A 26,827-nucleotide genomic window follows, 5' to 3' on the forward strand; every position below is an offset into this window, starting at 1 on the left:
TCCACTCGATACACACCAGGCAATGCGGCTAAATTCGCACGGGCGGTCACTCCGCCGCAAGCGGCTTTGTCGCCTCCGCCTTGAGCTCGGCCCGGGTCTTGGGCTTAGCCTTAATTCTCAGCTCCTCGAGATCCTGCCGGTCGCGTACGCTGTTGCGGAAAATCTGGTCTTTTCCGGGAAGGTATTGCGGCGGACAGAACGCGTCGCGCGCTCCATACCAGGCCGCCGCCCTCATGGTGAAAGAGGGATCGACCAGATGCGGCCGCCCGAGCGCGACCAGGTCCGCCCGGCCGGCAGCCAGGATGGTGTTGGCCTGGTCCGCGGTCGTGATGTTGCCGACGCACATCGTGGCCACGCGCGCCTCGTTGCGGACCTGGTCGGAGAACGGTGTCTGGAACATGCGGCCATAGATCGGCTGCGCATCGCGCACGGTCTGCCCGGTTGAGACGTCGACGAGATCGACGCCGGCTTCGGCAAAAGCCCGCGCGATCGCCACCGCATCGTCGCCGCCGATACCACCCTCGGCCCAGTCGGTCGCGGAAATGCGCACCGACATCGGCTTGTGCGATGGCCACGCAGCCCGCAGCGCTTCGAAGATTTCGAGCGGAAAGCGCAGGCGGTTTTCGAGCGAGCCGCCGTAGTCGTCAGTCCGTGTATTCGTCAGCGGCGAGATGAAGCTCGCAAGCAGATAGCCATGGGCGCAATGCAATTCGAGCATGTCGAAGCCGCAGCGTTCGCCGCGCTCGGCCGCCGCGACGAACGCGGCCCTCACCGCATTCATGCCGGCGCGATCGAGCTGGCGCGGAACCTGGCTGTCGGGGAAATAGGGCAGCGGCGATGCCGAGAACACCTCCCAGCCGCCCTCATCCAGCGGACGATCCATGCCGTCCCACATCAGCTTGGTCGCGCCCTTGCGCCCGGCGTGGCCCAATTGCAGGCAAATTTTTGCAGCTGAATTGGCATGGACGAAATCGACGATGCGCCGCCAGGACGTCTCCTGCTCGTCATTCCACAGTCCTGCGCAGCCGGGCGTGATACGAGCGTCGCGGGCAACGCAGGTCATCTCGGTGAAGATCAGGCCGGCGCCGCCGATCGCGCGCGATCCGTAATGCACCAGATGGAAATCGGTCGGCACGCCCTCCTTCGCCGAATACATGCACATCGGCGACACCACGGCGCGGTTGGCGATCTCCATCTCGCGCAACCGGAATGGCTGGAACAGCGGCACCATCGGCTTGCCGGCGTCGACGTCGAAGCCGGCGTTGCGAACCTGCCTGGCAAAGGACTTATCGACTTCAGCGACGAAGTCAGGGGCGCGGAGTTTCAGATTGTCATAGGTGATCGCCTTCGAGCGCGTCATCACGCCGAAGGCGAACTGCACGGGATCGAAATCCCAGAAGCGGTCGACATGCTCAAACCAGACCAGCGAGACGTCAGCGGCGTGCTGCGTCTTCTCGACCTCTTCGCGGCGGCCGTGCTCATAGACGTCCAGCGCCGCCTCGATGCTGGGCGCCTTCTCCATGGCGTCGGCCAGCGCGATCGCGTCTTCCATTGCGAGCTTGGTGCCCGAGCCGATCGAGAAATGCGCGCTCGCCTTGGCGTCGCCGAGCAGAACCATGTTGCCCTTGACCCAGCGCTTGCTGCGGATCATCGGGAAATTGCGCCACGTCGAGCGGTTGGTGAGCAGCTGGTGCCCTTCGAGGAACCAGCCGAATATCTCGGCCATCCGCGCGGCGGATTGGGCCTCGTTCAGCCCTGTCAGCCCCGCCCGCTCGAACGTCTTCGGATCGGTCTCAAAAATCCAGGTCGAGTGCCCGGCTTCGTATTGATAGGCATGGGCGATGAACGGGCCCCACTCCGTCTCCTGGAAGATGAAGGTGAAGGCATCCAGCGGCCTTGTCGAGCCCATCCAGGCGAACTTGTTGGTACGGAGGTCGACTTCCGGTTCGAAATGATCGACGTATTTGTCACGGAAGCGGCTGTTGATGCCGTCCGCGACCAGGATGAGATCGGCGTCGGCGAAACGGGACTCGTCCTCGACGTCCGCTTCGAAATTCAGGACGACGCCCAGTTCGCGCGCGCGCGCCTGGAGGATCAGGAGCAGCTTCTGCCGCGAGCAGCCACAAAAGCCGTTGCCGCCGACCCGATGGACCGTTCCGCGGAAGTGCACGGCGATGTCGTCCCAGTAGGCGAATTCCTGGGTGATACGGCGATAGCTCGGAAGATCGTGCTTCTCGAAATTGTCGAGCGTGGCGTCTGAGAACACCACGCCGAAGCCGAAGGTGTCATCGGCGCGGTTGCGCTCGTACACCGTGATCTCGGCGCCCGGCCGCTGCTTCTTGAGCAGGATTGCAGCGTAGAGACCCGCAGGTCCGCCACCGATGATCGCGACTTTCATGGGAGCCTCGCCAATTCAACCCGCCGAAACTATTTTAAGCCTAAAATAATCTCGCGCAAGCCCCCATTGCGGCGGGCTGCCGGCACAGCCCGGCTTAGTCGCCCCTGAAGACCGGCTTGACCTTGTTGGCGAAGGCCTCGAAGGCCCGCTCGAAATCGGCCGTCGTCATGCACAGCGCTTGAGCAACAGCTTCCGCCTCGATCGCCTCCTCCACCGACATCGCCCATTCCATGGCCAGCATCCGCTTGGTCATGGTGTTGGCGAAGGTCGGTCCTTCCGCGATCTGCCTGGCCAGCAGCTGTGCCTGGGGTAGCACCTGTTCCGGCGTGACGAGGCGGCTGAAGAAGCCCCAGCGCTCCCCCTCCTCCGCGGTCATGAACCGGCCGGTGTAGAGCAACTCGGAGGCGCGGGACTGTCCGATGATCCGCGGCAGGATCGCGCAGGCGCCCATGTCACAACCGGCCAGGCCCACCTTGTTGAAGAGGAATGCGACCTTGGCCCCGCTCGCCGCAAGCCGCATGTCCGACGCCATGGCGATGATCGCGCCCGCGCCGGCGCAGATGCCTTCGACCGCGGCAACGATCGGCTGCGGGCAGGCCCGCATCGCCTTGACGAGGTCGCCGGTCATCCGCGTAAACGCCGTCAGCCCTTTGGTGTCCATCTTCACGAGCGGACCGATGATCTCGAACACATCGCCGCCGGAGGAGAAATTGGCACCAGCGCCGGTCACAACGATGGACTTGACAGCGTCGTCGAACGCGCAAGCGCGAAAGAAATCGGTGAGCTCGCGATAGCTCTCGAAGGTCAGCGGATTCTTCCGTTCCGGACGGTTGAGCGTAACCGTTGCAACACCGTCGACCACGCCCAGGAGGAAGTGCTGCGGCGAGTAGTCCGCAAGCGGTAAGGTCACGGGATTGGCTGGTCTGCTCATGCGATCTCCTTAGCTTCCATGTTCCGCGCCTGCGACATGCGCGCTAGATCTCACCACCGGCAATAGCGATCGCCTGGCCGGTGATTGCGCCGGCGCCCTCGCCGCACAGCCAGAGCACGGCATCCGCGACCTGCTGCGGCGAGATCAACCGTCCCTGCGGATTATGTTTCGCGAGCTCGGCAATCGCCTGCTCGCGGCTACGCCCCGTCTTTTTCATGATGTTCTCGATGCTGCCGGCAACCAGATCGGTGTCGGTGAAGCCGGGACACACCGCGTTGACGGTCACGCCGCTGCCCGCCATCTCGATAGCAAGGGAGCGCACGAGACCGACCACGGCGTGCTTCGCCGCAGTGTACGCGCTGACATAGGCATAGCCCTTGAGCCCCGCCGTCGACGCGATCGCGACGATACGGCCATAGGGACGATCCTTCATCCCGGGCAGCACAGCGCTGATAGCATGAACCACGCCCATGAAATTGACGTCCATCATGCGCGCGAACAGGGCGCTGTCGGATTTGGAGAACGGCGCGGACTCGGCACTTCCCGCGTTGGCGATCAGGATGTCGATCGGCTGCCGCGCACTCGCTTCAGCGATGGCGGCTTTCAATGAGGCTTCGTCCGAGACGTCGGCGATGGCCACAAAATGCGCGGCCCCCGCACTGACGGTCTCTTCAAGCGTCGCAGCGTTCCGGCCAAGGACGGTCACCGTCGCACCGGCCTGGACGAGCGCTGCTGCGATGGCGCGACCGATGCCGCGACCGCCACCGGTCACCAGCGCGTGCGGCGAATGCGGTAATCCGGACATGCGCTGGCTTCCTTGCATTCTGCTGATCGCTCCCTCGATATATTTTAACCTTCAAACTTTTGCAAACAAAGCTCATTCGGCACCGCGAACGGCCGCACGTGGAGAGGCCGGCCCGAAAATTGCTTTAAGTATAAAATTATCTCTTCCCATCCCTCACAGGCCTGTTAGCATCGAAGGGCCAAGCAAAAGGATGTCGCGTGTCGCAGCCTGCGCCAATGATAACAAAGGACGGCCGCTTCGCCTATGAAGCCGCGGGCGATCCGGGCGCGACACCTCTGATTTTCCTGCATGGCATCGGCGGTGCGGCACGGGCCTGGCGGCAGCAGCTTGCCACATTCAGCGACCGCTTCCACGCGATTGCATGGGACATGCCGGGCTATGGCGGATCGGCGCCGCTCGCCAGCGTCAGCATCGCTGCTCTGGCGGATGCGCTTCAGCAATTCATCGAGCAGCTTGGTGCGAGCAAGCCAATTCTGGTGGGCCATTCCATCGGCGGCATGATCGTCCAGAAATGGCTGGTGCAATCCCCAAACCTGGCGCGCGCGGTCGTGCTGGCGCAGACCAGCCCGGCCTTCGGCAAGGCCGACGGCGATTGGCAGAAATCGTTTATCGCCGCGCGGCTCGGGCCACTCGATCGCGGGGAAACGATGAAGTCGCTGGCGCCCGCTCTGGTGAAGGAACTCGTGGGCGACGATCCTGATCCCAGGGGAATGGAGCTTGCACGCGAGTGCATGGCAAGCGTGCCCGAAGCGAGCTATCGCGCCATGATGCTGGCCTTGATCGGCTTCGACCAACGCAGCACCCTGAAGGACATTTTCATCCCGACGCTGCTGCTGTCCGGCTCCAAGGACAACAATGCGCCTGCCCCCATGATGGCGAAGACGGCGACCTACATTCCCTCGGCTGAATATGTCGAGCTCGACTCTGTCGGCCATCTCGCCAACCTTGAACGCCCCGATGCCTTCGACGAGGCTCTCGGCCGGTTCCTGACCTCCGTCGCGACCAAAAATTAGGGTGACTGCGCAATGACCATGCAAGTCAGCAAGACCATCGGCGCAACTGACAAGGTCGCGTTGGATGCGCCGATCTTCGATCCCGTCGCGTTCCGTTTGAGCGACGAGCAGGCCCGCATCATTTCGCGTGCGCGGGAGATCGGCCAAAGCGTGTTCGCTGGCCGTGCCGCGACTTACGACCGCGAGGCGATCTTCCCATCCGAGAATTATCGCGACCTGCATCGCGTCGGCTTGCTCGGTATTGCCGTGCCCAAGAAGCATGGCGGGCTCGGGGCGAACTACCAGACCTACGCTTTGGCGGCAGCCGAAATCGGCCGCTATTGCGGCGCGACTGCACTCACCTGGAACATGCATGTCTGCTCGACGCTGTGGTCGGGCCCGCTCGCCGACGATCTCGACATGGATGCAGAGACCCGCGCCGAGCACGAAGGGCGACGTGCAGTCCACTACAAGCGCATCGTCGAGGACGGCGCGATCTATTCGCAGCCCTTCTCGGAGGGCGGCGCGGCAGCGGCAGGCGGCGTCGCCTTCGGCACGGAAGCGCGGCCGGTCGAGGGCGGCTGGATCGTCACCGGCAAGAAGATCTTTGCATCGCTCTCCGGCCATGCGGACTATTATGGCGTGCTCTGCACGGAGATCGAGCAAGGCGAGAAGGCTTCGCGCCGCAATACGCTTTACCTCGCCATCCCCGCGAAATCGGAAGGCGTTTCCGTCGTCGGCGACTGGGATCCACTCGGCATGCGCGGAACGGTCTCGCGCACGCTGCTGTTCAAGGACGTGTACGTGCCGGCAGATTCGGCGCTGATGCCGCGCGGCGTCTATTTCCAGGCCGCGATGCGCTGGCCGCACATGTTCCTGACGCTGTCACCGACCTATATGGGCCTCGCGCAAGCCGCCTATGACTTCACTGTCCGATATCTGCGCGGCGAAGTACCGGGCATGCCGCCGGTCAAGCGCAGGATGTATCCGACCAAGCAGATTGCGGTCGCGCAGATGCAGATCAAGCTCGAGCAGATCAAGGCGATCTGGTTCCAGGCCGTTACCGAGGCCCGCGCCAATCCGAGCAAGGAGCAGGTGCTGCGCGCCTATGCCGCGCAATATTCGGTGATGGAGGGCGCCAATGAGCTCGCCGCGCTGGCGATCCGCACCTGCGGCGGTCAGGCCATGCTCCGCTCGCTGCCGCTCGAACGGATCTATCGCGACAGCCGCTGCGGCTCGCTGATGCTGCCCTGGACCGCCGAGCTCTGCCTCGACCGGATCGGGCGCGAGGCGCTGTACGAGGCCGGCGAGACGGACGACTGACCGTGGACCTCTGTAGTCTGATCGATCGCAACGCGGCGTTCGCGCCAGACAAGACAGCCATTGCCTTCGAAGGCGAACGGTTGAGCTATGCAGCGTTCGCCGCACGCATCGAGCGGACGGCGGCGACATTGAAGCAGGAGCTCGGTGTCGGCCGGGGCGACCGCGTCGCGATCCTCAGCCTGAACCGGCCGGACTATCTGGTTCTGCTCTATGCCTGCGCGCGGCTCGGCGCGATGCTGGTGCCCCTGAACTGGCGGCTGGCTATCGCCGAGCAGCTTTTCATCCTCACCGATGCCGGCGCCAAGGTCCTGGTGCTCGAGCAGGCATTTGAGGGGGTTCTTGCCGAACTTGAGGGGACTGCAATCGTCGGGCTCGACTTCGAGCCGCCTCGCGGCACGACGTTCGAAAACCTGTTGGCGCGAAGCCGGGGCACCGGCCGCAACCCGCACACCGATCTCTCCTGCCCGCTCCTCATTGTCTACACATCAGGAACGACCGGACGGCCCAAAGGCGCGGTGCTGCGCCAGGAGGCGTTGTTCTGGAACGGCGTCATGAGCCAGCACATGCACAACATGACGTCCGATGACCATGTGCTGACGCTGCTGCCGTTCTTCCACGTCGGTGGCCTCAACATCCAGACCACGGCGGCGCTCCAGCTGGGCGCGACGGTCACGGTTCACGCGCGCTTCACGCCGGACAGCGCGCTTGCTGCCATCGAACGGGAACGGCCGACCTTGACCGTGATGGTCCCGGCGATCATCCAGGCCGTCAGCGAGCATCCCGCCTGGGCCACGACCGACCTTTCGTCACTCAAAGCCGTCGCGACCGGCTCGACCATCGTGCCGCCGTATCTGATCGACCGCTTCCTGGCGCGCGGCGTCCCGGTGCTTCAGGTCTACGGCTCGACGGAGACTTGCCCCATTGCAGTCTACACCCGGCTTGGTGGCGATCTCTCGCGCACGGGATCGACCGGACTTGCCGGCCTGTGCTGCGAAGCGAAAGTGATTGATCAGGCCGGCCGCGAGGTGCCGGCGGGAGCGCCGGGCGAGATCGCGGTGCGCGGTCCCAACGTGTTCTTCGAATATTGGGGCAACGCGGACGCCACGCGCGATGCGCTGCACGACGGCTGGTATCGCACCGGAGACATCGGCCTGTGCGACGCGGACGGCTATTTCTGGGTCCGCGACCGCAAGAAGAACATGATCATTTCCGGCGGCGAGAACATCTATCCGGCGGAGGTCGAACGGGTCCTGCTCGAACATCCCGATGTCAGCGAATGCGCCGTGATCGGCCGGCCCGATCCACGCTGGGACGAGGTGCCCATCGCCTACGTGATCCCGCGATCCGGCAGTCTGCTCGAAGCAGATGCGTTGAAAGTGCATCTTCAGGCACAACTCGCCCGCTACAAAATTCCGCGCGAGATCGTTTTCGTCACCGACCTGCCGCGGACGGCGCTCGGCAAGGTCCAGCACTTCCTGCTGAAGCAGCTTGATGCGCAATCGCGCGCGCAAGGAGAAGCATCTTGAAGATTGCGGTTCTGGGTGGGGGAAACGGCTCTTTCGCGGCCGCGGGCGATTTTGCGCTGTCGGGACATGAGGTCCGACTCTGGCGCCGCGACGCGGAACAGGTCGCAGCACATCGCGCCGCCGGCTCGCGCATCCTGGTGAAGGATCATAACGGCCGTCACGACGTCAAGCTCGCGCTGGTCACGACCGGCATCGCCGAAGCGGTCAACGGCGCAGAGCTGATCCTGTGCCCCGCCCCCGCCTTCGCGCAGCCTGATGTTGCGCGGCTGCTCGTGCCACATCTGCGGGATGGACAGGTCGTGTTTCTGCCGCCGGCCACGTTCGGCTCGATGATCTTCGCCCAGGCCGCGCGGGATGCCGGCAACCACGCCAGGGCGAGCTTTGCCGAGACCGGGACCTTGCCCTGGCTGACCCGCAAGCACGGGCCATTCGAGGTCGCGATCACCATCCGCGCCAAGCGACTGCCGGTCGGCGTTTTCCCGCTCGATCAGGCGCCGCGTGCACTTGAGGTGATTGGACAGGCTTTCCCCGGCGCGGTCGAGCCGTGCGGAGATGCTCTCTCCGGTGCGCTGATGAACGCAGGCCCGATCATTCATCCGCCGCTGATCGTGATGAATGCAGGTCCGATCGAGCATTTCGAGAAGTGGGACATTCACAAGGAAGGAACGCAAGCCGCGATTCGCCGGGTCACCGACGCGCTCGACGCCGAACGGATCGCCGTGCGTGAGGCGCTCGGATATGGCGCACCGCATTTTCCGCTCGCCCATCACTACGCCAGGGAAGGCGAGATCTGGATGTATGGCCGCGGCTCGCATGACCGGCTGACCGATTCCGGTGACTGGCGCGAGCAGATCGTGCTGACCGAGCACCGTTATATGAGAGAAGATTTGCGGCTTGGGCTATCGCTGCTGGTCTCCGTCGCCGACTTGGCAGGCATGGCCACGCCGCTGGCCAAAGCATTCCTGGCCATCGGTGGCGCAGTCTGCGGCGAAGATTTTGCGCAAGGCGGCCGAACCCTCGAGACGCTGGGGCTCGGCAATCTCGGCAAGGCGGCTTTGCAGACGCTTCTTCGCAAGGGATTTTGACCGATGACCAGCCGAGCCACGATCGCTTGTCTCGGGGCCGGCCGCATGGGGCGCGGCATCGCCGTCGCGTTCGCCTACGCGGGGCATACGGTCACGATGATCGACATCAAGGCCCGTTCGGCGGAAGATTTCGCCAGGCTGGAGGCAGATGCGCTCGGCGAAATCAGGAAGACCTTTGCCAGCCTGTCGAAGCTGGGGCTACTGACCGAGGCGGATGTCGATCCGCTGATCGCACGGGTCTCCGTGGTGCCGGCCGCCCAGAGCAATGCGGCACTGTCCGATGCGGGAATTGTTTTCGAAGGGGTCCCCGAGGTCGTCGAACTCAAGCGCGAGGTGCTCGGGGCCGCCTCAAGACAGGTCGGCCCCGATACGATCATCGCATCGACGACATCGACCATTCTCGTCGACGATCTCTCAGGCGCGATCGTGAATCCTCGCCGCTTCCTCAATGTGCACTGGCTCAATCCGGCCTATCTGATCCCCCTGGTCGAGGTTTCGCCCGGCCAGGCCACCGATCCCGCCATCGTCGACGAGGTCAAGGCGCTACTCGAAGGCATCGGCAAGGTGCCGGTGGTCTGCGCGGCGACGCCCGGCTTCATCGTTCCGCGCATCCAGGCGCTGGCCATGAACGAGGCCGCACGCATGGTCGAGGAAGGCGTCGCCAGCGCCGAGGAGATCGACAAGGCGATCCGCTACGGCTTCGGCTTCCGCTACGCCGTGCTTGGGCTGCTCGAATTCATCGACTGGGGAGGCGGCGACATCCTCTATTACGCCAGCCGTTATCTCGAAGGCGCACTCGGCAGCGACCGCTATCGCGCGCCGGAGGTCATTTCACGGAACATGCAGGAGGGCCGGATTGGCCTGCGCACAGGCGCAGGCTTTCTCGACTATTCAGGCATGGACGTCGACGCTTATCGGACAAAACGGCTTCAGGCCATGGTCGACCTGCTCCGGCATTTCGAGCTGGCGCGGCCACCGGTGCTCGATCGCGATTAGCCGAAGACGTCCTGCAGAACGCCTTCACGCACCACCGCGACGCCGTCGAGCTCGATCGTCGTCCCCATCATCGGCAGATCGAAATGGCCCGCCGTGTAACGGCCGGCGAATTCGTTGGCACCGGTCGAGAACAGGAAATTGCCGGAGACGGCGCGGATTTCCGTGCCGTTGGTGTCGCGCTGGTCATACATCGACAGCGCCTCGTAGCGCGCGCCCGGATTCATGCCGAAGCCGACATGGGATACTGCATAGGCTTCCCGATCGCCCCAGGCGGCAAGATAGGCGCGCATCATCGCGGCATCCGTGCCCTCGCCTTCCAGCTCGACCACGTAATCGTCCTTCAGTGTCATCTTCACCGGAGATGTCAGGTAACGCTTGAAGGTCAGGTTGATGTCGCCGGGCGCCATCACCAGCGTGCCATTGATCGTGCCGCTCTTGGGGAAGCTGACGACGATGCCCCCAGGCCAATGCGCCAGCGTACCGGGCTTGTCGGTCCATCCCCACACGCCGACCGTGGACGCTCCGATCATGTCGACGTCGAGCGCCGTGCCGGCTTTTGAAGTCACCCGCATCCGCTTGGTCCCGCGGAGCATCTTTGCCGCCGCACGGACGCGCTTTTCGAGCGCGGAATCCGGCACCATCCGCTCCAGCGCCTCGGGATGCTCGTTGGAGATCACCAGGATGCGCGCGCCGGCTTTCAGGATCTCCGGCGTTTCCACGGCATGCATCAGGCCCTCGATGGTGCAATCCACCACAAAGCCGGCCTGTTGAAGCGCGGTGATGACCGGGCCAAGCCGCTGGATCGCCTCGCTTGCGCCGGTTGAGCGAACCGGAACGATATTCCGGTTACGCGGGGTCGGCATAACCACGTGAAACGGCCGCGCGCCCATCCGTAGCAGCGCGAGCTCGGCCAGATGAACATTCAACGCACGCGACTGGGTTTCCGAGAGGATCGCCGCGGTATCGCCGGCCTTGACGGCGCATCGCTCAAAAATCTCGCAAAACGCGTCGATCCATTTTGCCTCGATGCGATCAGCCAGCATGGTCTACTCCCGGTCTTCTGGTTTCTTCTGCGTCAGTTCACGCTTCGGGAAAACCCCGCAGCAGGTAGGAGCGCACGGCCCCCAGCAGGACATTCAGGATCAAGCCCAGCAGCGAGATCGTGATCAGCGGCACGAACATATCGACGGCCTGAAAGGTCCGGGCCGCCGTGACGAGGACATGTCCGAGCCCGTCGGTCGAGGTGATCATCTCGGCCAGAAACACCACGATGCAGGAAATGACAAGGCCGATCCGGCAACCCGTCAGGATCGAGGGCATCGCCGCCGGCAGCACCACCTTGAACAGTATCTCGTAGCGCGGCGTTCCCGCCGCCATGGCCGACCAGATCAGCTTCTGCTCCACCGTTGAAGCGCCGTAATAAGTAGAGAGCAAAATGGGAAAGAGCGCATCCGCCGCGACCAGCGTGATCTTCGATCCGTGACCGAAGCCGAGCAGCAGCAGCAATGCCGGATAGAGCGCGACCTTGGGCAAGGGCGCGAGCACGCGCACGATCGGCCGAACCACGGCGTTGATACCCGGACTGGCGGCAGCGGCGATGCCGATGCTGACACCGAGCACGACCGCAATCGCGAAGCCGGCAAACAGCCGGATCAGGGTCGCCGCGATCTCCTGCTGAAACGTCCAGGTCATGAGCTGCTGCAGCAACCTGCTGAAGACGTATCCCGGCGGCGGCAGCAGGACCGCAGGCGCAAAACCAAATGAGACGAGGCTCTGCCACAGCGCGATCACCAGCACGATTGGCGCGAGCCCGAGCATGATGCTTGTGGAGCGAAGCTGCGATGTCATGAGAAGCTCAGCGGCATGTCGAACTGAGGCTCGGACCAGCGCACCAGCCTTGCGCGGACCCGCTCGAAGATCGCATCGAGGCAAATTCCCATCGCCCCCACGATGATGATCATCGCAAAGACGGTGTCGTATTGGCCCATATCGAGCGCGTTGAACAAAATATTGCCGGCGCCGGACTGACGGGCGATCATCTCGCTGGTAATCATCGTGATCAGCGCCAATACGAGTCCAGTCCGGCATCCGGTCAGAATTTCCGGAAGCGCCGCCGGCAGTACGATCCGGACCAGCCGTTGCCCAGGCGAAAGCCCCATCGCGGCGCCCGACCACAGCATCTTCTCCTCCACCGCCTTGGCGCCCTCGAAGCTGTGATAGATCACGGGCAGGCTGACGCCGAGGAAGATCACCAGCGTCTTCGTGATGTCGCCGACGCCCAGCCACAGCATGATGATCGGCATCAAGGCCGCCTTCGGCACCGGGTAGATCACCATCAGGAGCGGATTAAAGAAGGCCGCGACGGCCCGGCTGCGGCCCATCAACAGGCCGAGCGGAATCGAAACCAGCACGGCGACGCCGAACCCGAGCGCCATGCGGCGGAGCGAGGCCAGGATGTTGATCAGCGACTCCTTGTCGCCGAGGATATCCGGAATCGCCCGGATCGCCTCGATCGCCGTGGGGAAGCTGTCGTTCTTCAGAACGAGCGACGCGACCTGCCATACCGCCAGCAGCCCGATGCAGGCGAACACCGGGGCAGCGCGTCTGGCCAGGGCCGCCGGCGCCGTCATAATAGCGCCCCTGTCTCGTCGACCTCGTCGAACATCCGCTCGATATCGACGACGTATTTTTGATAGCGCGGATCGAGCAGCAGCTCGCTGCGTCGGCGGGGCCGCGGCAGATCGATGTCGATGACCTCGCGGATGCGGCCGGGAGATTTCGACATCATCACGACCTTGTCCGACAGAAAAACGGCTTCGTCGACCGAATGAGTGACGAACAGCACCGTCTTGCGATCACGCTCCCAGATATTCAACAGATCGTTCTGCAGGCGCGTCCGGGTGTGAGCATCGAGCGCGCCGAACGGCTCATCCATCAACAGAACCTCAGGATGGTAGGCCAGCGTCCGAGCCAGCGCTACGCGTTGCTTCATGCCGCCGGACAGCTCCTTGGGATAGAAGTTCTCATAGCCCTTGAGCCCGACCATTTCGATCAGGGCCCGGCTCTGTGCTTCCGCCTCGGTGGTGCGCACGCCCTGCTGACGCGGGCCATACATCACGTTGCCCAGCACGGTCTTCCACGGAAACAACGCGAATTCCTGGAATACCGGACCGCGGTCCGGCCCTGGTCCCGTGATCGTCCGTCCCTTGATCTTTGCTGAGCCGCTGGTCGGGTTGACGAAGCCGCCGACGACGTAAAGCAGCGTCGACTTGCCACAGCCGGACGGACCAAGGATGGAGACGAAGGCTCCCTCCTCGATCGTCAGCGAGATATCCGATAGCGCCACATGATCCTTGCGCGCCGAGGTCTGAAATACCTGCGAGACGCGCTCGATCTCGATGATTGCAGAAGCCGGCTTTTTCGGCATCACCGGTTTCACCCATTCGCTCGATCTTGAAGGCACTACCTTCATCCCGTCTCACTTCATTTCGCGCGCGAACCCCGCGCAACAGACTAGCTGAATGTCCTCCATCAGCGGCACTAGCTTAGCAAGAAACCTGCCAGATCATTGGCTGTTTTCGGCAGGTTCGCCGCGTCATCCGAACCAGGGCCATTCTGCGGGCCCCTCATGTGTGACGGCCCCGCCCGGTGCCTGGCCAACCAACCGCGCATATTTCGCCAGCGCGCCGGCACGATGACGAGGCGGACGCGGCTTCCAATCGTGTCGGCGAGCGGCGAGTTCCTGCTCGTCGACCAGCATATCCATTCGCCGGTTTGCGGCATCAATCCGGATCCTGTCGCCATCGCGAACCAGCGCCAGCGGACCGCCGACGAAGGCCTCGGGAGACACATAGCCAATGCACATTCCGCGGGTGGCGCCGGAGAACCGTCCATCCGTGATCAGGGCCACTTTCTCGCCCATGCCCTGTCCGTAGATCAGCGCTGTGACACCGAGCATCTCGCGCATGCCGGGGCCGCCCACCGGCCCCTCGTTGCGGATCACAAGCACCTCGCCCGCGTGATAGGTGCGATCACGAACAGCCGCGACGCAGGCTTCCTCGTCTTCGAAAACGCGCGCCACGCCTTCAAAGAACTGGCTCTTCAGGCCCGCGACCTTGATGACCGCGCCATCAGGACAGAGGTTTCCCTTCAGCACCGCGACGCCGCCATCGGGCATGATCGGTGCGCGGGCCGCGTAAACGACCTCTCCATCAGGCGCGTTGGCGTCGCCATATTCTTCGGCAAGTGTACGGCCCGTGATGGATAAGCTGGTGCCATCAATATGCCCGCTCTGGATCAGCTCCCGGATCACCACGGCGGCGCCGCCGATGTCGTAAACATCCTTGGCCGTATATTTCCCTCCAGGCCGCAAGTTCCCGATCAGCGGCGTTCTGGCAAAAACCTCGCCGACATCATCGATCGTGAATGCGATGCCAGCCTCGTTCGCGATCGCCGGCAGATGCAGCGCGGCATTGGTCGAACCGCCCGTTGCGGCTACGATTGCCGCGCCGTTTTCCAGAGATTTCCGCGTCACGACGTCGCGCGGCAGCGGCCCGCGGCGCTCCAGCATCTCCATGATGAGGCGCCCGGCCCGCCTGGATATCTGCGCACGCTCGGCATAGACCCCTGGCACCGTGGACACGTTGGGAATGGTGAGGCCCATCGCCTCCGACACCATCCCCATGGTGTTGGCGGTGAACTGGCCGGCGCACGCGCCGATGGTGGGCAGGCAGGCTCGCTCGATCCGCTCGAGCGTGGCGCCGTCGATCTCTCCGGTCATGAAGCTGCCGACCGCCTCATAGGAATCGAGCACGGTCAGGGTCCGCCCGTCCACGCGGCCCGGCAGCGAGCTGCCGCCGTAAATGAAAATCGACGGCACGTTGCAGCGGACCATGCCCATCATCACGCCGGGAAGCGTCTTGTCGCATCCGCCATATCCGATCAGTGCATCGTAGGCGAGACCATGGACGACGGCTTCGATCGAATCGGCAATCAGCTCACGCGAAAACAGGGAGAACTTCATCCCCTCGTGATTCATGCTGATACCGTCGGAAACCGACACGGTCGAAAACTCGCGCGGCGTGCCGCCGGCCTCCTCGATTCCGGTCTTGGCCGCCGCGACCTGAAAGTCGTGAGTCATGTTGCAGGGCGTCTGTTCGCCCTTCATGCTGACGACGCCGACCATCGGCTTGGCAATCGCAGCGTCGTCGAGCCCCATGGCGCGCATGAACGCGCGATGCGGAGCCCGGTCGAGGCCGTCCGTCGTGATCCGAGATCGCAACTTCTTCATACGTGCATCTTCTTCATGCAACGTCCCTGGACGCCGCGACCTCCTCGCCCGGATCAGTCGCCCGATCGCCTATTGCAGCGGAGCGACAATCGTCGAATGCTTGAATTGCGCGACATCCAACGTTGGCAGCATTCCTGTCTCCGCGTAGATGTCCAGCATCTTCTGGATCGCGGGGAAATTCGGGGCCGCACCCGGATCGCGGCCGAAGTCGTTGTCCTTGAGCAGATAGGTCTCGAGAACCGGAATAGGTGCCTTCAGGACTTCGTTGACGACCTTCAACGTCTCTTCGCGGTTGGCCAGCGCTTTCTTCATGCCAGAGGTGATGTCACGCACATAAGCGGTCACCAACTCCGGGTTCTTGTCGACGAAATCGGCACGGCAGGCTTCCAGGATGTGCACGATGTTCGGCATCGCCTGCGACAGCGAGAACAGTTTGCGGGTGCCTCCCTTTGCCTCCGCGCGCGCGGCAAACGGCTGGTTCATGTTGACGGCATCGACGCGGCCCTGCCGCAACGCATCCTCGGAGACGGCAAAGCCGACCTCGACCAGCTTGATGTCCTTGGCCGGATCGATGCCATTCTGCTTGAGGAGCAGATTGAACGGGCCTTGCGTGCCGCCGCCGATCACGGAGATTCCGACCGTCTTGCCCTTGAGATCGGCAATCGTCTTGATCGGGGAGTCCTCCATGACAGCCCAGTAAACCGAGAAACCGCGGGGCTTCTCGAAGACATGCTGCGCCACGATGTAGGCCTTGAGGTTGCCGCCCACCACGCCGTTGGCGAGCGACAGCGGCGCCTGCGTCGCGCAATCCAGCGCGCCGGCCGCCAATGCCTGTGTCATCGGAGCGGTGCCCTGAAACTGGGTCCATTCGACGTTGTAGGTCTTGCCGAGATTGGGAAACTCAGCCGGGCGGCGCATCATCCAATATTTGGATTCCTCTGCCGGAATCGTCCAGCCGACCCGAATCGTCTGCTGCGCCAACGATGAGCCTGCGCTCGCGCTCACGGCCGCTGCCGCCCCCAAAGCCAGGATCCACTTCGAAACGGTTCGCATCATGCCCACTCCGCTGCCCAGGCGCCGGCCGGCGCCATCCAATCCGGCCGCGGCAAATGTTTCATGGTTCAAACAATCAAGCAAGCCATGCGGGCCGGGCGGTTTCGTCGTGGGATCGGCCATGTATGGTAGTGCAGCGTCGCGTGGCATCGCGGAGCGACAGATGGAGGCAACCTATGGCTGAAGCGAGCAAGACAAACCCGCAAGGCGTCGAGCGGCTCGGCTATCTCGGCCTTGGACTGATGGGGACACCCATGACCCGGCGCCTGCTCGCGTCCGGCTACCAGGTCGCCGTCTGGAACCGTTCGGAAGGGAAGATGGCTGCGCTCGTCGAGGCCGGTGCCAGACGCGCAGCCACACCCCGCGACTTGATGGCGAGCTCGGACATCGTCTTCATGTGCGTGACGGATGCGGCCGCCGTGGAAGAGGTGATCTTCGGGCCCGCGGGCATCTCAACAGCGCCCGGCGCGGGTAAGCTCGTGGTCGACTTCTCGTCGATCCATCCTGACGCCGCACGGGACCTTGCAACGCGATTGTTTGCTGCGAACGGCGCGGGCTGGATCGATGCGCCGGTGTCGGGTGGCACCAAGGGCGCCGAGGAAGGCACGCTTGCCATCATGGCCGGCGGAAAGGCCAGCGACGTCGAGCGGGTCCGCCCCTACGTGCTCGCCATGGCACGCAGGTTCACCCACATGGGCCCGACCGGCGCCGGCCAGACCACCAAGCTATGCAATCAGGTGATCGTCGGATGCGCGATGGCTGTTCTTGCGGAAGCAACGCGCCTTGCCGTGAACGCCGGAATCGACGCCAACCGGTTGCCCGAAGCACTCGCCGGCGGCTTCGCGGATTCCATTCCGCTTCAGCTGTTTGTGCCGCGGATGGTCCAAGGCATTCACTCACCGCCGCTCGGTCACATCGCGACGATGCTCAAGGACCTCGATACGGTCGCCGATGTCGCGCGGACGACGTCGACGCCGGTGCCCATGGCCTCGCTCGCAGGACAACTTTTCCGGCTCGCCAAAGCCGCCCGAGGCGCGGACGCGGATGCGCTCGAAATCTACAAGCTTTCGGCCGGGAACGCTGAACCGTCGAGCGCGAGCTGAAGCAGGCCTAGAGTGACTGCTTGCGCTAGCCGTCGGCAAGAAATCGGCCAAACGCGCCCCGCGCGAAGAGCAGCGGCTCCCTGGCATTGTAAGTATAGGCCTCGACGGCACCGAGAAAGATCACGTGGTCGCCGCCGTAATAGCGATTGACCGAGCGGCATTGAAAATTGGCGACGCTCTCGGCGAGCACCGGCGCGTTGCCGAGACCCGGCGTCCAGTCCACGCCCGTGAACTTGTCATCCGACGACTTGGCGAATTTGTTCGCAAGCGCCTGTTGCGAGGCGCCAAGCACATTGACGGTGAAATGGCTGGCGTTCTGGAAGATGGTCAAACTGGAGGAATAGACGACGAGGCTCCAAAGGACCAGCGGAGGATTCAGCGACACTGAGGCGAATGAATTGCACGTCAGGCCATAAGGCCTGCCGTCGGGAGCCGCGGCTGTGATGATCGTCACGCCGGTGGCGTAGGTGCCAAGCGCACTGCGAAAATCACGGGGATCGATCGGCGAGCTGTCGCTCGCGAGTTCGTTGGCCGGATCGGGAATGCCCGGCTGTTTCGGCAGATCATTCATCGGCCGGCCTCACAGCGTGAGATTCTCGGACGGCAGGCCCAGCGCCACACGTCCATAATTGGTCCCGGCCGCATCGAAATTGAACGCGAGATGCGAGTTGATCGCGTGCGCATCGCGGAACTGCCGCTGCAACACGCCCGTCGTGAACAGGCCCCGTGCTCCGCTCGCGGCAAACAGCATCGAGACCGCATCCGTGCACAAGTTCACCGAAAAAGCTCCGTCGCGCCGATATCTGGTCTTGGTCGCCATGTCGGGAATATGACCGCGCCGTGCATCCTCCATGGCATTCAGACAGGCCGAGCGCATGATCAAGCGTGCAGCGTCGATCTTCGCCGACGCCTCGGCGATCTTGATCTGAGTACTTTGATAATCGCTCAGCCTGGCGTGGTTGTAGGTGGAAATGCGATGGCGGACGACCTCCGCATAATCGTCGAGACATGCCTGCGCGTTCCCCAGCGCAACGCCGGAGAGGACGTAAGGAAACAGCGAAAACACGGGAAGCGCATACAGCGGGTTGGGATTGAGCTTGCTTCCCGGAGTCGGTCCGCCGGCAAGATCGCCGACTGCGACCGTCATGTCGTCCGGCACGAAAGCGTCCCTGACCTCCACGTCGCAAGACCCTGTCCCGCGCAGTCCCGCGACATTCCAGGTGTCGAGGACCTTGTAGTCGGCTTTCGGCAGCAAGAATATCCGATACTCGATGCCGTCTGCCTCATCGTCGGAGTAAACCACGCTTGCAAGCATGTTCCATGCGCAGGAGGCAACGCCCGAGGAGAACGGCCAGCTGCCGTGGAGCCGGTATCCGCCCTCAACTCTCGCGGCGCGTCCGGCGGGAAAAATGAACGAGGACGCGATCAGCGCGTCCGGATCACGGCCCCAGACCAGATCCTGCGCCGTCTGTCCGAACATGCCGAGCATCCAATGATGGCTTGCCAAATTGGCGAGATTCCACGCCACCGACGCGTCCGCTTGTCCGAGAAGCTCCGCGCAGTCGACAAGAGCGACATAGTCAAGCTCGGCACCGCCAAGGCGCTTCGGCTGAAGCATTCGGAACAGGCCGGCGTCGTGCAGATCCTTCTCGGTTTCCGGCGGCAGATGCCGCAACTCTTCCGTCCGCGCCGCTCGCTCTCGCAGCCGCGGCAGAAGGGACCGGGCCTTCGCGATCATTGCTGCATAGGTGCCTTCGCCGGCTTCCTCTCCCGCCGGCTGGCCCATGCTTGGCTCTTGAGCAGGCGCCATTCGTCTCCCTCGCGTTCACGCATTTATGCGGCGGGAACATCGCCAAAGCAAGCGATGCAGCGCTAGGACGCGATCCCAGCCCTCAAGGGGAACGACCGCCCGGGTTCAAACCGGCGCCGATGGCTTGCCCGATCCAAAGGCCCCCTTTTGGGTGAACTCCGAGATCCGACGCTCGTCGTATCCGAGCGTATCACGCAGGACGTCGATGGTATGCTCGCCTAACAAGGGGGCAGCCACGGGATCGATCGCTCCCGTCAAGCTCATATTGATCGGAGGCTCGATGTTCGGGACCCATTCCGCCGTGGGATGCGGAATCCGGTTCAGGCGATGGCGCTCTCGCGCCTCCGGCGCATTGAACCCCTCCTCGACCGTCCGGAGATAGCCGACCGGAATATTGGCCAGCTTCATCTTCGCCATCCAGTTCTCGAGGGTATCGCTTGCAAAGACCTCCGCGATGGCTGCTCGCAACAGCTCCTTGTGCTCGGAGCGGGCTTTGCGCGTTGCAAACTGCGGATCGGTGATGAGATCGGGCCTGTTCAGCACCTCGACGACCAGCCTGCGATAGAGCCGATCGTTGGCACACGCGATGTAGAGCGGCCCATCGGAGGCCTCGTAGACGCCGACGGTGGGAGACCCGCTCGGCGAATTACCGAACCGCCCAGGGTTCTCGCCGTTGATCAGATAAGCCATGCCGTAGAAGCCCGTCATGCCCATCGCAACGTCGAACAGGGCCACCTCGACATGCTGGCCGCGGCCGAGCCGATCCCGCGCCAGCAGCGCCATCAGGATGGCATTGCAGGCAGACATCCCCGTCGCCATGTCCACGATGGGCGGACCGGTGCGAACCGCAGGCCCATCGGCAAATCCGTTGAGCGACATGAAGCCGCTTTCCGCCTGCGTGATCGGATCAAAACCGGGACGCGAGGCAAACGGTCCGGTGCGCCCATAGGCGGAGATCGAGCAATAGACCAGCCGCGGATTGAGCGGCGCAACAGCTTCATAGTCGAGACCGAATTTCTTCATGACCCCGCTGGAAAAGTTCTCGACGACCACGTCGGCCTTGCGAATCAAATCCAGCGCAATCTCACGCGCCTCCGGCACGGTTAGGTCGAGCGCGATATCGCGCTTGTTGCGATTCAGGCTGAGATAAGCAGCACTCTCTCCACCGATTTCGGCGTGTTCATACGCGCGCGTATCGTCGCCGCCGTCTGGATTCTCGATCTTGATGACGTGCGCGCCGAAATCAGCAAGCGTCTGCGTACAGGCCGGACCGGCAACCACGCGCGTAAAATCGACGACCAGCAGACCATCGAGCGCGCTAGGCGTGTCCGTCGCCCGCGACGAACGTTCCGGCAATTGAGGCTTGGTGGGCATCGGCGGCTCCCTTACATCGGCTTGTGGTCGCCGAATTTCCTGCGAGAGCAAACTTAAAGCCCGGCACCACTGAATTCGCAAGAGCTCCGCCCGCATCGCTTCAATACGCAAAAAGGGCCCGGCAGCTGTCAAGCTGCCGGGCCCTTGGACGTTTCGTGCAGCGCTTCGTCTCGCGCGAACCATTTTACGTTGCGGGAATTACGTTCCGCACCGCGGGAAACCTGGCTCCATTGCTCAGCGAAGCCGCTTTCGCCAGTAGAGCGTATGCGACCGAGCCCAGGGCACATGGGGCTCAAAGAGCCGGTAACCCGCCCGGATGAAATTATTGGCAGACACCGAATTGTCTGTCGTATCCGAGACGATGCTGTCCCATCCAATACGCCGCCCCCTCGCCTCGATCGCCCGCATCAGCCTGCACTGAAGATCACGTCCCCGATGCCGCTGCAACACACCAACTCTGGAGAAATAGCCGCCATTTCGAATGTGCGTTGACGGTACGACACCGGCGAAGGCTACCGGCTCATGACCATGATAGGCAAGCCACCACGCACCTAACTCGAATTGCGGCAGGGCAGCCGCATCGAAGAACGTCAACTGATGCAGATCGGCCAATGTGCCGGCGATCGTCATCGGACGCATCGACAATGCGAATTCTGTACATGAGACGGTCCATCGGCGAGGAATAACATGAGTGGAAGTGCGGGGATGTCGTCGCGGTTGAGGGCTCACTTGCCCAGCACCACCTTGACGCCAAGCCAAACCGCGCCCATGAGCCCGGTGGCGATCACCGTGATGACGGCCTTGAAGGTGTAACTCTGCGCCTGCTCCACGCTCGTTCGCCACCTCCGCAGGTGCTGGAAATCAGCCCTCAGCTCCTTTCGGTCGTCATCTTCGATTCCGAAAGATGCCAGCACCGACGCGACCGTCGTCAATACGATCGCATCGATATTCGCCTGCTGGAGCCGGTGTTGCTCGGCGAGCGTCTCGGCCACGATCGCCCTGATTTCGTCATCTGGCATCTTCACCGCTTGATGATCCTCGCAACGTTCTCGAAGCCGCGCTTGGCGAAGTAGAAGGAGACAACCAGATTGGCCTGAAGCCCGCGAAAGATGATCAGCCCGTCGCCGGGCGTCTCGATCTTGTCGCTGAAGGGCCTGAAGCCGTGGCCGAGCCCGAGGCTTGCGATCTTGCCCTCGATCAGCCGCTTGGAAGATTGCGCCAGCGTCCGCTGCGCCTCGCGGATGCAGACCGCGAGCGTGCCACGTTCGGCCTGGCAGGTCTCGACCAGCAGCTCGCCGAAGAAATGCGATTTGCCCGAGCCGCGCCCGCCATAGACGCCCTTGTAGCGCGCAGGTTTCAACAGCGGCTCAAAGATCTTGGCCGTCGGAATTTTCAGGATGGACAATGGATGCGCTCGCTCGCCTTACGGCTGCCCGGTACGCCTTCGCCACATTGCGTACCAGTCTTCGTTGTTCGGAATGTCGGGTTGTTCCAGCGGAGTTTGATCGACGTCAGCAAGGATGCCGGGCAACGCCAGAGCAGCAACCAGAGCATCAGTTAGCGAGAGGATCGTCGAAACAAAAACCCGCGGCCAATTGCTCGGCGCGGGCTGAACCAACGAAATCTCGATGATGCCATTCTGCCGGTGTTTTGCCCGACGAGTCAAACGGCAAATCCGCACGATTTCAAATCGGGTTTGTCTCGCCACTCACACATCGCGCAGCATCATCCTCGCTCGATCCATTCGGCTGCACGATGATGCGCTCGACCCGGTGAACCGCATCAGGCGCTCCGTCGTCGCCGTTCTCCATCGGCTGCGCGGCCTTGCCCCAGCCGCGATCGAGGATGGCGCTGGCCGCCGAGACGCGGGCCGCCGGCGTTGCCTCATTGCTGCGCATGATGCCAACGAGGACGCGGATTGCGGTTCGGGTGTGGCTGCGCGCCAGCGAGCGGATTTCGGTCAGCGTCCGCGCCTTGGATGTCTTCCTGATCGTCTTCCCGGTCCTGGGCGAGCGGACCGGCTCGCCCGCGCCCTCACATTCGACCGCCTCGCTCAAGAAAAAATCTCCCATAACAGGATTGCAACCAGACCCACGAGCGCGAGCGATATCAGGTAAGCGGTCATCATCTCTCCAGGACAAAAGAAATGCGCGGCAGATCGCGCAACGCGGCGCGATCGTTTCGGGCGCGAACCCTATCTCCGTTCCCGGAGGCCGCAGCGGCGCGGGCAAATGGCCCGGCGCCGCGGACCGGCACGTTCGCGCGTGCACGGCCAGCAATGGTACGGACGACGGCGCGCCGATCGGCGCTCCAAATTTGACGAGTGCGTGGCCGCAATGCGCCGCCGCCGTCCGATCTCGACATCGAGACGAAAAAACCCGCGGCGGATGCTTTCCGCGCGGGTCAACCAAACTTGTCTCGATGATGCCATTCTGCCGGTGTTTTGCCCGACGTGTCAAACGAACGAATCCGTTCAAGCCGCGTTAGGCGATCAGGAGGACCGGCGGATGACACGCGAGACATCACAAGAGACTTCGAAAAATTGTCCAGGAGCAAAGCCGCGCGTCGACAAGGAGCGCGACATGCAAGAGGCGATCATCGAAGACACCGGCGAGACCGAGGACAGGGGCCGCGATCTCGTGCGCGGCGAGGGCGGCGCCATCGACCTTCCCACAAGGCCCGGCGATTTGTCGAAGGACGATTAAGCCGCTCCGTTTTCGTTCGAGGAACGCGCCGACGCGATGCAGCGAACCGCCTTGTTGATTAGCGCGGCGCTCAAAACAAAACCCGCGGCGGATCGCGTCCGCGCGGGTTGAACCAAACTCTTTTCGATGATGGCATTATGCCGGTGTTTTGCCCGACGTGTCAACGCGGCGAACGCGGAAGAACAATTCCGTCCTCCCCACTCAGATATGTGGTGCGCGACGGGCTTGCTTCAAGCCCCCGACCCTGCCGTAGAACCCTCGACCCGAACAACATGCAGATCACGAGGGGTCATCCATGCCTGTATTGCTTCCGACGTCCCGGACGCGCGGCCACACCAGAGCGGCCGGCGCCGGCCGCGCCCAAGATCACGCAAATGACCACGCCGTGGTGATCGCCGGCGGCGGCCCGACCGGGTTGATGCTGGCCGCCGAGCTCGCGCTCGCGAAGGTCGACGTCGCCATTGTCGAGCGGCGCCCCGACCAGGCGATCGTCGAGACGCGCGCCGGCGGCCTGCACGCGCGCACCATCGAGATCCTCGATCAGCGCGGCGTCGCGGACCGCTTGCTGCGCGAAGGGCAGATCGTCCAGCTCGCGGGCTTCGCCTGGACCCCGCTCGACATCAGCGACCTCCCCACCCGGCACGCCTACGGCCTCAAGCTGCGGCAGACCCGCATCGAGCGCATTCTGGCTGATCGGCTCGAAGAGCTCGCGGTGCCGATCTATCGCAAGCGCGAGGTGACGGGGTTCGCGCAGGACGAAACCGGCATCGACGTCACGCTCTCCGGCGGCGAGAATTTGCGCGCAGACTATCTGGTCGGCTGTGATGGCGGTCGCAGCCTGGTGCGCAAGGCCGCCGGCATCGACTTCGCCGGCTCAGATCCGACGTTGAGCAACCTGATGGCCGAGGTCGAGATGCGTGATGAGCCCGCATGGGGCCTGCGTCACGACGCGCTCGGCTTTCACGGACTCAGCAAGACCGAGAGCGGACGCGTGCTGGTCGTCGTGACGGAAGCGACGCTCGACCGCACCGGCGAACCCGGCCCCCGCGATCTCAGCGAGGCGCTCCTCGCCGTCTACGGCACCGATTTCGGGCTGCACAATCCGGCCTGGATCTCCCGCTTCACCGATGCGGCACGGCAGGCCGTGTCCTATCGCAGGGGACGCGTGCTGCTCGCCGGCGATGCCGCGCATATCCATCACTCCGTGGGCGGGCAAGGCCTCAACATTGGCGTGCAGGACGCCGTCAATCTCGGCTGGAAGCTGGCGCAGGTGGTCAAGGGCATCTCGCCGGACAGCCTGCTCGACACCTATCACGCCGAGCGCCATCCCGTCGCCGCGCGGGTGCTGCGCAACACCATGGCGCAAATCGCCCTGCTCCGCCGCGGCGAGGACGGCCTCAAGGCCGCGCGCGAAATCGTCTGCGAACTGCTCGCGATGGACGAGCCGCGAAAACGCTTTGGCGCGATGATGAGCGGGCTCGACGTGCATTATGATCTCGGCGAAGGCCACGCGCTGCTCGGGCGCCGCATGCCCGACCTCGACCTGATGGTCGAGGGACGTCCGCTAAAACTGTTCACCCTGCTGCACGACGCGCGGGGCGTGCTGCTCAATTTTTACGAGAGGAACAGCTTCGATATCGCACCGTGGGCGGATCGCATCAAGATGGTGGATGCCGAATACGACGGCGCCTGGGAGCTTCCGGCCATCGGACAGGTCGCAGCGCCCAAAGCCGTCCTGGTGCGGCCCGACGGGCATGTGGCCTGGGTGGGCGATGAAAGCCGTCGCGGATTTGCGGAGGCGCTGACGAGTTGGTTCGGACTGGCTGCGGCTTAGCGCACGCGTTCTCACGCGCGTCGAAACAAACAAAGCCCGCGGCACGCCGCGGGCTCGATCCGAACTCTTTCGATGATATCATTCTACCAGTGTTTTGCCCGACGTGTCAAACGACCGAAACGGCATACGCACCGCTCCGTAACTCGGTCTTCACTCCTGCCGGAGTAGCGGTCGTATCCAGCGCGAGAACCACTCCTCTGCGTCATTGTGCGGGTTGCCTGGACCATCCACTCCGAAGATAGGGGGTGGAATGAGGAAGCTCGTCTCATCCGCGAGCGTACGGATCGGCTTGCTCGGCTGTCGTGGCCCGCCGTTGGCAGCTGGCATACTCCAGCTGCCAAACCGATCGTAGAATTCCGTGGAAGGCAGATAGGGGACGGGCGCGCTCCCTGACGTAAACACGCTGCCTGCGTTCGATGCGTTCAAACGGGTGAGACGCCGGACGTCTTCAGGCGCGATTGCGATCTGCAAAGGTGGTAGCCGGAGCTGCTCCTGGCTCAAGTGCCGGGCTCTCAATCAATGATGGTCCGGATGGAAGTCCAGGCAAGTTGCCCAGACGATTGCCATGGCGAGGCGTGGAGTAGTCGGGATTGAATGGATCGTAAGGAGCCGCCCCTTTGGAGAAGACGCTTCCGTCGGCAACTTTGGTGCCACTTGAGGTATTTGCTGAGAAAGCAGGTCGAGTCGCAGCGGCAGCAGTCGCGCCCGCGAGCAACGCAGCACCGAGCCCCTGTGCTCCAGGTACCATCATCACTCCTGTACCGAGCACACCCGCGCCCATCAGCAAGGCAGAGCCGTCGTCGACAGGTGCTGGCGGCCCGAGCACCTGTGATCTATCAGAGAACGTGTGCGGTTGGCCCGTCTCTGGATGGAATTGCAAGACTTGTGGCTCTGACGGCGTGGCCGTGGTCGGAGGCAATTGCATGGCACGTTGCCATTCGGGGGGTGGCAACGGGAAACCAATTCGTCGAGCGCACGTGCATCGCCCGCGAGAGCCGCATCGAATCTCGGAGACGCTTCGACCTTCTTCAAATACTCGCAAAATCCCTTGTAGTACGCTCCTAGATGTCCCCCAGTATGTGGGCTCGAACTGAAATTGGTTGCGAGCCCCTGCCTGGACGGCAAGGCCATACGATTTCCAGTCGCGTCGGGATTGAAACGGTCCGCCATGAACTTGACGACGGGATGAGTTGCGAAACGCTGGGGCAAGATGTGATGGAATTGAAACATACGACCGCTACTTTCTGACGCATGCTGGCACCCGAGCTGCTCGTAATCACAGCCGGAGGTACTGATCTGAAATGTTTGTTGATGGCCAGCACAGAGAGCCGGCGCTGTATTTGCGCGCTACGTATTGATGCAGCCGCAACGGGCGGGCGTCGCCCTTCGGCACACGACCGTTTTCAACGCCGACATCTTAGGTCGGCGTTACGACGGCGGCGATCTGCGCTTTTGAAAACGGAAATGTGACGCATTCGGCCTCTGCTGGCAGAGCGAAGATAGCTTCAAGAGCGAGCTATTTGCACATCGACCTACCAATGACCGAAGCCAACCAGGTGTTCGACGAACTTCAATGCAGAAACAATATGCGCGAACAAGCTA

The 26,827-nt window shown here is 63.2% G+C and carries 24 protein-coding genes and 1 pseudogene; 8 read left to right on the top strand and 17 right to left on the bottom strand.

Annotation, left to right across the window (positions count from 1 at the left end; translation table 11 throughout):
- Positions 1-46: 46 nt before the first annotated feature.
- The 3 genes from IVA88_RS28875 to IVA88_RS28885 form a co-directional block, all read right to left on the bottom strand.
- A complete protein-coding gene (locus tag IVA88_RS28875) occupies positions 47-2,398 on the bottom strand; it encodes a bifunctional salicylyl-CoA 5-hydroxylase/oxidoreductase (RefSeq protein ID WP_247500597.1) in 2,352 nt (783 codons plus the stop codon).
- 94 nt (positions 2,399-2,492) lie between these two features.
- The gene (locus tag IVA88_RS28880) at positions 2,493-3,329 is read right to left on the bottom strand and encodes an enoyl-CoA hydratase family protein (RefSeq protein WP_247500598.1); all 837 of its coding nucleotides are present in this window, start codon (positions 3,327-3,329) and stop codon (positions 2,493-2,495) included.
- A 43-nt stretch (positions 3,330-3,372) separates the two neighbouring features.
- Positions 3,373-4,134 (bottom strand): SDR family oxidoreductase, encoded by a 762-nt coding sequence (locus IVA88_RS28885; RefSeq protein ID WP_247500599.1) that lies wholly within the window; start codon positions 4,132-4,134, stop codon positions 3,373-3,375.
- 215 nt (positions 4,135-4,349) lie between these two features.
- Between IVA88_RS28885 and IVA88_RS28890 the strand changes: the two genes are divergently transcribed.
- Genes IVA88_RS28890 through IVA88_RS28910 form a run of 5 tightly spaced genes read left to right on the top strand, consistent with a single transcriptional unit; the run spans position 4,350 to position 10,056 of the window.
- A complete protein-coding gene (locus IVA88_RS28890) occupies positions 4,350-5,147 on the top strand; it encodes an alpha/beta hydrolase (protein WP_247500600.1) in 798 nt (265 codons plus the stop codon).
- Positions 5,148-5,159: 12 nt separating this feature from the next.
- Positions 5,160-6,449 (top strand): acyl-CoA dehydrogenase family protein, encoded by a 1,290-nt coding sequence (locus tag IVA88_RS28895; RefSeq protein ID WP_247500601.1) that lies wholly within the window; start codon positions 5,160-5,162, stop codon positions 6,447-6,449.
- A gap of 2 nt (positions 6,450-6,451) precedes the next feature.
- Positions 6,452-7,975, top strand: a complete 1,524-nt coding sequence (locus tag IVA88_RS28900; RefSeq protein WP_247500602.1) for a long-chain fatty acid--CoA ligase — start codon at positions 6,452-6,454, stop codon at positions 7,973-7,975.
- Positions 7,972-9,060, top strand: a complete 1,089-nt coding sequence (locus IVA88_RS28905; RefSeq protein ID WP_247500603.1) for an NAD/NADP-dependent octopine/nopaline dehydrogenase family protein — start codon at positions 7,972-7,974, stop codon at positions 9,058-9,060. The genes IVA88_RS28900 and IVA88_RS28905 overlap by 4 nt, the downstream gene beginning before the upstream one ends.
- Positions 9,061-9,063: 3 nt before the next feature.
- Positions 9,064-10,056, top strand: coding sequence for a 3-hydroxybutyryl-CoA dehydrogenase (locus IVA88_RS28910; protein ID WP_247500604.1), 993 nt, complete (start codon positions 9,064-9,066; stop codon positions 10,054-10,056).
- On the opposite strand, the gene IVA88_RS28915 is transcribed toward IVA88_RS28910, so the two are convergent.
- The 6 genes from IVA88_RS28915 to IVA88_RS28940 form a co-directional block, all read right to left on the bottom strand.
- Complete coding sequence (locus tag IVA88_RS28915; protein ID WP_247500605.1) at positions 10,053-11,099, bottom strand: peptidase M29; 1,047 nt, start codon at positions 11,097-11,099, stop codon at positions 10,053-10,055. The genes IVA88_RS28910 and IVA88_RS28915 overlap by 4 nt on opposite strands.
- 37 nt (positions 11,100-11,136) lie before the next feature.
- Complete coding sequence (locus IVA88_RS28920; RefSeq protein WP_247500606.1) at positions 11,137-11,904, bottom strand: ABC transporter permease; 768 nt, start codon at positions 11,902-11,904, stop codon at positions 11,137-11,139.
- Positions 11,901-12,686: an ABC transporter permease gene (locus tag IVA88_RS28925; protein ID WP_247500607.1), complete on the bottom strand. Its 786-nt coding sequence runs from the start codon at positions 12,684-12,686 to the stop codon at positions 11,901-11,903. Before IVA88_RS28925 ends, IVA88_RS28920 begins: the two co-directional genes overlap by 4 nt.
- Positions 12,683-13,483 carry an ABC transporter ATP-binding protein gene (locus IVA88_RS28930; RefSeq protein ID WP_247501218.1) on the bottom strand — a complete coding sequence of 267 codons (801 nt, stop codon included), beginning with the start codon at positions 13,481-13,483 and terminating at the stop codon, positions 12,683-12,685. The genes IVA88_RS28925 and IVA88_RS28930 overlap by 4 nt, the downstream gene beginning before the upstream one ends.
- A 168-nt stretch (positions 13,484-13,651) precedes the next feature.
- Positions 13,652-15,346 (bottom strand): dihydroxy-acid dehydratase, encoded by a 1,695-nt coding sequence (ilvD, locus tag IVA88_RS28935; RefSeq protein WP_247500608.1) that lies wholly within the window; start codon positions 15,344-15,346, stop codon positions 13,652-13,654.
- A 69-nt stretch (positions 15,347-15,415) separates the two neighbouring features.
- The gene (locus tag IVA88_RS28940) at positions 15,416-16,402 is read right to left on the bottom strand and encodes an ABC transporter substrate-binding protein (protein ID WP_247500609.1); all 987 of its coding nucleotides are present in this window, start codon (positions 16,400-16,402) and stop codon (positions 15,416-15,418) included.
- Positions 16,403-16,524: 122 nt separating this feature from the next.
- Between IVA88_RS28940 and IVA88_RS28945 the strand changes: the two genes are divergently transcribed.
- Positions 16,525-17,502: an NAD(P)-dependent oxidoreductase gene (locus tag IVA88_RS28945; protein WP_256466859.1), complete on the top strand. Its 978-nt coding sequence runs from the start codon at positions 16,525-16,527 to the stop codon at positions 17,500-17,502.
- Positions 17,503-17,527: 25 nt separating this feature from the next.
- On the opposite strand, the gene IVA88_RS28950 is transcribed toward IVA88_RS28945, so the two are convergent.
- The 8 genes and pseudogenes from IVA88_RS28950 to IVA88_RS28985 form a co-directional block, all read right to left on the bottom strand.
- A complete protein-coding gene (locus IVA88_RS28950) occupies positions 17,528-18,073 on the bottom strand; it encodes a flavin reductase family protein (RefSeq protein ID WP_247500611.1) in 546 nt (181 codons plus the stop codon).
- A gap of 9 nt (positions 18,074-18,082) precedes the next feature.
- Positions 18,083-19,288: an acyl-CoA dehydrogenase family protein gene (locus IVA88_RS28955; RefSeq protein WP_247500612.1), complete on the bottom strand. Its 1,206-nt coding sequence runs from the start codon at positions 19,286-19,288 to the stop codon at positions 18,083-18,085.
- A gap of 129 nt (positions 19,289-19,417) precedes the next feature.
- Entirely contained in the window at positions 19,418-20,686 is a 1,269-nt protein-coding gene (locus tag IVA88_RS28960; protein ID WP_247501219.1) for a CoA transferase, read from the bottom strand.
- Positions 20,687-20,920: 234 nt separating this feature from the next.
- Positions 20,921-21,347 (bottom strand): annotated as a pseudogene (locus IVA88_RS28965) (GNAT family N-acetyltransferase).
- A 64-nt stretch (positions 21,348-21,411) separates the two neighbouring features.
- A complete protein-coding gene (locus IVA88_RS28970; protein WP_247500613.1) occupies positions 21,412-21,711 on the bottom strand; it encodes a hypothetical protein in 300 nt (99 codons plus the stop codon).
- Entirely contained in the window at positions 21,708-22,091 is a 384-nt protein-coding gene (locus IVA88_RS28975) for a phage terminase large subunit (protein ID WP_247500614.1), read from the bottom strand. Before IVA88_RS28975 ends, IVA88_RS28970 begins: the two co-directional genes overlap by 4 nt.
- Positions 22,092-22,109: 18 nt before the next feature.
- Positions 22,110-22,394 (bottom strand): hypothetical protein, encoded by a 285-nt coding sequence (locus IVA88_RS28980; protein WP_247500615.1) that lies wholly within the window; start codon positions 22,392-22,394, stop codon positions 22,110-22,112.
- Positions 22,372-22,743 carry a hypothetical protein gene (locus tag IVA88_RS28985; RefSeq protein WP_247500616.1) on the bottom strand — a complete coding sequence of 124 codons (372 nt, stop codon included), beginning with the start codon at positions 22,741-22,743 and terminating at the stop codon, positions 22,372-22,374. The genes IVA88_RS28980 and IVA88_RS28985 overlap by 23 nt, the downstream gene beginning before the upstream one ends.
- Positions 22,744-23,268: 525 nt before the next feature.
- On the opposite strand from IVA88_RS28985, the gene IVA88_RS32495 reads away from it, so the two are divergent.
- Together IVA88_RS32495 and IVA88_RS28990 are read left to right on the top strand one after the other, a co-directional pair.
- On the top strand, positions 23,269-23,391 hold the full coding sequence (locus tag IVA88_RS32495; protein WP_256466860.1) for a hypothetical protein: 123 nt from the start codon (positions 23,269-23,271) through the stop codon (positions 23,389-23,391).
- 295 nt (positions 23,392-23,686) lie between these two features.
- Positions 23,687-25,225: an FAD-dependent monooxygenase gene (locus IVA88_RS28990; RefSeq protein ID WP_247500617.1), complete on the top strand. Its 1,539-nt coding sequence runs from the start codon at positions 23,687-23,689 to the stop codon at positions 25,223-25,225.
- The last annotated feature ends 1,602 nt before the right edge of the window (positions 25,226-26,827 follow it).

The organism is Bradyrhizobium sp. 149 (genome assembly GCF_023073915.1).
GTDB lineage: Bacteria > Pseudomonadota > Alphaproteobacteria > Rhizobiales > Xanthobacteraceae > Bradyrhizobium.